This is a genomic window from uncultured Sphingomonas sp., assembly GCF_946477935.1.
GTDB lineage: Bacteria > Pseudomonadota > Alphaproteobacteria > Sphingomonadales > Sphingomonadaceae > Sphingomonas.
Genome location: NZ_CAMLAC010000236.1, coordinates 1 through 5,572, shown reverse-complemented (window position 1 = coordinate 5,572; position 5,572 = coordinate 1). Strand labels below are relative to the sequence as shown.

Here is a 5,572-nt window from a genome sequence, read left to right as displayed (position 1 = left end):
CCGGTGTAGTCGCTGACCTAGCCAGCGGTCATGAAGAAGCTGAGAGGGCGGCCATTTGCGTCGGTGACGGCGTGAAGCTTCGTGTTCATGCCGCCTTTGGTGCGGCCGATCAGCCGCCCGAGATCCCTTTTTTTACCCGCAGGCTCGATGCCGTGCGATGTGCCTTCAGATAAGTCGCGTCGATCATGACGGTCTTCGGATCGGCACCTGCGGCCGCTAACCCTTCCATCATGCGGAGGAAAACGCCCATCTCGCCCCAGCGCTTCCAGCGATTGTAGAGCGTCTTGTGCGGGCCATACTCCTTTGGCGCATCCCGCCATCGCAGCCCGTTGCGATTGACGAAAACAATGCCGCTCAACACCCGCCGATCATCAACGCGGGGCTTGCCGTGGCTCTTGGGAAAGTACGGTTGCAGACGCGCCATCTGCTCGTCCGTCAGCCAGTAGAGGTCGCTCATTCTCAGTCTCCTTTCGGAGCTTGAATCAGATCGCGCCGCTCACATCAATGGGTCCTGACCCTAGAGATGCCTTCATGCCGTAACTCGATGAACTGCGCCCGTTTAGCTGGCCGCTTGACATTTGTTGGGGGTGACTTGTGCGGAACCATTGAAATGTTCCCGATTTGATCTACATGTTGTTCAGGGGATCTCAACCGGGGGTAGTCAGCTTGAGTATCGCGGACACGTTCAAGCAGTTTCTCAGCAATCTTGCAGTCGATAATGCCCAGACGATCTCGGATCGGTACGGGGAGATCACCTGCGCGCTCAACAAAAATTTCCGCGACACTGAATCCAAGACCGCGAACACACTGCAAGTCGGCTCCTATGGGCGACACACCGCCATTAAGGGTATCTCGGACCTCGACATGCTCTACATCATGCCGAAGGGTGAGTGGGATAACTACAAAGACGGCGGCCAGTCCAAGCTGTTGTCCGACGCCGCCGCCGCCATCCGCGCGCGCTACCCCAAGACGACCGTCAGGGTGGATCGGCTTGTTGTTCAGGCCGTCTATTCCAATTTTACCGTGGAGGCTCAGCCCGTATTCGAGCAGGATGACGGCAGCTTCAAATATCCCGACACCTACAACGGCGGGTCTTGGAAGATCACCAAGCCCCGTGACGAGATACAGGCTATGTCGGAATTTGTGGCGGAGAAGAACAACAACCTCCGGCGGCTCTGCAAGATGGCGCGGGCTTGGAAGAACAAGCACGGAGTGGGGATCGGCGGCCTCCTGATCGACACCCTTGCGCACAACTTCCTAAAATCAACCAGCGAGTATGACGACAAGAGCTATCTTTATTATGACTGGATGAGCCGCGATTTCTTCGCCTATCTCAAGGACTTGCCCAAGCAGGACTACTTTGCTGCGCTGGGGAGCGGCCAGCGGGTGAAGGTGAAAAAGAATTTCCAGCGCAAGGCGAAGAAGGCCCACGAGCTTTGCCTTAAGGCAATCGAGGCCGAGGGCAAGGACAACCAGAACGACAAGTGGCGCGCGGTATACGGACGGCTGTTCCCCGCTGCCGAGAAGGTGGAGAAGGCGGCGCTGACCGACCGCGCGGGCCATGCTGTCCGCATGACGGAGGAGTTCCCCGAGGATGTATTCGCCACCATCGACATTCGTAACAACATCCGTATCGACTGCCAGGTCGAACAGAACGGATTTCGACCCGCTTCCCTGCGGGAGATGCTGAGCAATCGCACCCTGTTAATGCCGCGTAAGAAGCTCACCTTCTCCGTAGTCGAGACGGACATCCCCGGCTCCTACGGTCTGTTCTGGAAAGTGCTCAATCGGGGGCAGGAGGCTATCAACCGTGACTGCATCCGGGGCCAGATAGTCGCCGACGAGGGATACAAGAGGAACGTGGAGCATACGAAATTCAAGGGCGACCACGTTGTCGAGTGCTATGCCCTCATTAACGATGTAGTCGTGGCGACCGACCGCATCCACGTCCCTATCAGCGCGAACCAAGAGGACGAGGATGAATAGGGAGGGGCTGCTCAGGAGCATTGCTGAGACCGGCTACAACGTCGGTTTCGGGGCAAAGAAGAATTTTGCCACGCACGACGTTGTGCAGAAGGCTCCCGGCCTCATCGGCTTCCTCTCGCTCGCCGTGGGCGTCTTCGCGCTCATCTACGAACCACTGAATAGCGAGTGGATTGCCGCGACCCTTGTCGTACTCGGGATCGCGAGCCTCTACGTCACGCACTACGATCACAACAAGGTTGCCTATTGCGAGGAGGGGGAGCGGCTCACGGCCCTGTTCTATCGGCTGCGCGACCTCTACCGCGACGTGCAGGCGACGGGTGAGGACGATGACCTTGCGGTCTACCGCGAGCGCCTAGACGACCTCCAATCGGAGGTGTTCGGCTCCAACCAGTCCAAACAAATCCTCTTCAGCGACTGGTATGCCCACTACAAGTTCTTCTGGCAGCACCAGATTGAATGGATTGACGAGCAGAAGCAATTTACGTTCTGGCGCGACAAAATGCCCCTGTCCCTCTCGCTCACATTAGCTGTAGCAACGCTAACGAGTATAGCCGCTATAGTTTGTCGGCTCATTTGATTCATCCGGCCAGACTCACCACCCGAAAAACCGTCCCGGTTCCTGCGTCTCGCACCAGATCGACGCGGGTGCCGTCCCAATGGTAGTCAAGGTGGCGTCCCTGGATGGGCTCGGAAGCGCAATCGGGGTAGAATAACCCGGCGCATTCACCGCCAGGATGCCGAATGCTCGGATAGACTACGCCATTGGAACCGGCAGCCTTGAGCGTGATCGCGATGCCTTGCGAGCCCGTGTAGCTATCGGAATCGAGGGCAGGATGGTCAGTGGCATCGCCACCCCTGAGATCGTGAAGATCGGCGCCCACCGACAGGACGATCTCGCGAAACTGCGAAGTCCAACCGGGCGCTTCAGCCGTCCGGGCCATGAATCGGGCATGGTGATGGATCGTTTCGAACAGCGCCGTCTCGAAGACCCGTCCCACATAAAGGACGCCGTAGCTGCCATCGGTGAAGCGGCTTGGCCGGTCCGTGCTGACATGCGTAAACGGCGCCATCAGATAGGATGCGCCGTTTCCACCAACCCGGCGTTCGACCGGCACAAGATCGAGATTGCCGATCGTCGCCATGATCCGGGGATTGGTCTTCTGCTCGGCCGAAATCAGCAGGGGCCAGTCGGCGGGGTCGGCGAGATCCTCGAACAGGTCGATCGGCGGAAAGGCGCTGCGGATGATTCTGACCGCGCCCTTCCACTCAACATGGCTGACGGGAATATCGGCGTCGGTCACCAGCCACCGCGTGTCGCATCGAGATAGCGGCGCACACGCATGATGTCGGTAAGTTCACCGCCAAGCATGACGTCGAGCGCGCTCGATCCGGCGAAGGCCGCATTGTCGGCCTTGATCCAAGCGAAGCCTCGCTGGGCTTCGGAAAAGATGATCCGCAGCGCTTTGTGAATCCCCATCAGGTTCGAGAGCCGCGCCGCGCCGTCGCGTGAGACTCGGCCCGGCCCTTCGGCCTTCCAGCGCCGATAGGAACGCACCGGCATATCGAGCAAAGTCGCGGCTTGCTCATCGGTGAGGTCCCATTTTCCGAACAGGTTCAGTACCGCGCGGAACATCGCGGCCGCCTCCTCCTGGGTGACAGGATCGGGCCGGAACGCCTGGGGCACGGTATCAACGGGTTGCAAAGCCAACATATCAAATCTCCATATGGCACTATATGGCATATATGCTGCCATTTGGCAATACTTGCTTCGTTCGCCCGGCAAGCCGAGCCAGAACCACAGCGGCACTTGCCGTCGGCACGAACAACCGCGTCTGATAGCGGATGATCTCGGTAAAGCACCCTTGCGCCTTGTACCAGTCGAGCCGCGCCGCAGACCAACCGGCGAGCTCGAGTCGCTGCGCCCCGTTGACCAGGCTGCGCTTGAGCGTGAGCGCCTCGCGGCCCTTGACCTGCATCGGCCGTCCTGCCGCGAGCACGGTATCGACGATCTGCTCGGCCGAGAACGCGTGTTCGTTCTCAAGACCAAGCGCCTGGCAGAGTTCGGGAACGCAGTGGAGCGGCACCTCGCGGCCGAGCAGCGAGCGCCCGTCGCGCGCCGAAATCCGGCTCACCCGAACATAATCGGACGGGAGCTTGTCCCACACCGGCAGCAGCAGGCCGGTCGCGAGATGCAGGCGTTCGCGCTTGTGGCTCGCGGCCGCCTCGTCGACCTCGACCTGCCAGAGGCGGTGGAACTCGGCGGGATCGACCGGCTCCCAGTTGCTCTCCTCAAGCTGCTCGGCGGTGAGATGGCCATGTTTCAAGGGCCGGACCAGTTCGAAGCGGGCAACCCGGGTTCCGTCATCAGCGAGCAGGCTGCGCGCCGGGACAAGCAGCCCGATCCGGCCTGAACGGGCATTGCGCAGAAACTGCTGGCGCTCGCCCGAAAAGCCGTAAAGCTCCTCAAGCCGTTCAAGGCGCAACGGCTTCAGCGCGCGGGCGATCTCAAGTTCGAGGAGGTGCGTCGTCGCACCCGAAAGCGCATCGGTGCGCAACAGCGTGTCGGAGAGCATATCGAAATGCTCGACTGCGATGGTCTCGACCCCGAGATCGAGCGTACCCGCCTGCCGCGCGGCATCGATCCGTGCTTCGACGAGGCCGAGGAACTCATCGAAAATGCCATTCTGCAAGCCGATCGGTAGCGCGAGGATGCGGTTGAGCCAGCGCTGGATCGAAGGGAGATCATCGACCATCGAGCCGTCGGAGCCTTCGATCCTGAGTCCGGTCAGTTCCTCGAACCGCGCGAGGGTCACGGCTTCGAGCTTGCCGATGAACAGCAGGCCGAACCAGCGGTGGAGCGCTTCCTTGGCATAGGCGCTTTCGAGATTGTCGGCGGGATCGAACAGGTTCTGTCCACCGGTCTGGCGCTGGCCGCGGGTGAGCGCACCGAGGCTGTCGAGCCGCCGGGCGATGGTCGAGATAAACCGGCGTTCGCCCCGCACATCGGTGGTGACGGGACGGAACAGCGGCGCCGAGGCCTGATTGGTGCGGTTGGTCCGGCCGAGCCCCTGGATCGCGGCATCGGCCCGCCAGCCCGGCTCGAGCAGGAAATGAACCCGCCGAGCCTGGTTCTTCGCGGCGAGGTCGGCGTGGTAGCTGCGTCCGGTGCCGCCGGCATCGGAGAAGACCAGGACCTGCTTGATTCCGTCCATGAACGCTTGGGTCTCGGCGACATTGGCGCGGGGGCTGCGTGACTGGAGTTGCTGACGCCCGTCGCGCCCGACGATCAGGCGGCGGGTACGCCCGGTAACCTCGGCGACCTGGTCGACCCCGAACCGCTCGATGATCGCGTCGAGCGCGGTAGCGATCGGCGGCAAGGCGCAGAGCTGCTCGATCATCCGGTCGCGCGCGGCGAGCGCCGAGCGGCACAGCACCGGTGCACCGTTCTCGTCGTTCATCGGCTCGGAACGCGGATTGCCGTTCTCGTCGGTGAAAACAGCCATCAGCCGCACCGGGAAGCTTTTGGTGAGGTAGTCGATCACATATTCTTTGCAGTCGCAGTTTATGTCGAGCGTGGCGGCGAGAG

At 61.2% G+C, this 5,572-nt stretch carries 5 protein-coding genes and 1 pseudogene; 2 read left to right on the top strand and 4 right to left on the bottom strand.

The genetic code is table 11. The features are described 5' to 3' along the window. Positions 1–20 precede the first annotated feature (20 nt). Positions 21–457, bottom strand: a pseudogene (locus Q0U08_RS17365) (IS5 family transposase); the annotation flags it as partial. Between the two features lie 209 nt (positions 458–666). Between Q0U08_RS17365 and Q0U08_RS17360 the strand changes: the two are divergent. Both Q0U08_RS17360 and Q0U08_RS17355 read left to right on the top strand, forming a co-directional pair. Beyond that, positions 667–1,986: a nucleotidyltransferase gene (locus Q0U08_RS17360; RefSeq protein WP_141459507.1), complete on the top strand. Its 1,320-nt coding sequence runs from the start codon at positions 667–669 to the stop codon at positions 1,984–1,986. Next, entirely contained in the window at positions 1,979–2,563 is a 585-nt protein-coding gene (locus tag Q0U08_RS17355; protein WP_298092883.1) for an SLATT domain-containing protein, read from the top strand. Before Q0U08_RS17360 ends, Q0U08_RS17355 begins: the two co-directional genes overlap by 8 nt. 1 nt (position 2,564) lies before the next feature. Here the strand turns inward: Q0U08_RS17355 and Q0U08_RS17350 are convergent, their stop codons facing one another. The 3 genes from Q0U08_RS17350 to Q0U08_RS17340 all read right to left on the bottom strand — a co-directional run. Continuing rightward, entirely contained in the window at positions 2,565–3,290 is a 726-nt protein-coding gene (locus Q0U08_RS17350) for an RES family NAD+ phosphorylase (protein ID WP_066704267.1), read from the bottom strand. Then, the gene (locus tag Q0U08_RS17345; protein ID WP_066704270.1) at positions 3,284–3,697 is read right to left on the bottom strand and encodes an MbcA/ParS/Xre antitoxin family protein; all 414 of its coding nucleotides are present in this window, start codon (positions 3,695–3,697) and stop codon (positions 3,284–3,286) included. The genes Q0U08_RS17350 and Q0U08_RS17345 overlap by 7 nt, the downstream gene beginning before the upstream one ends. Before the next feature lie 19 nt (positions 3,698–3,716). Next, positions 3,717–5,572 (bottom strand): strawberry notch C-terminal domain-containing protein (locus tag Q0U08_RS17340; RefSeq protein WP_298092881.1); only part of this gene is annotated, 1,856 nt, incomplete at its 5' end.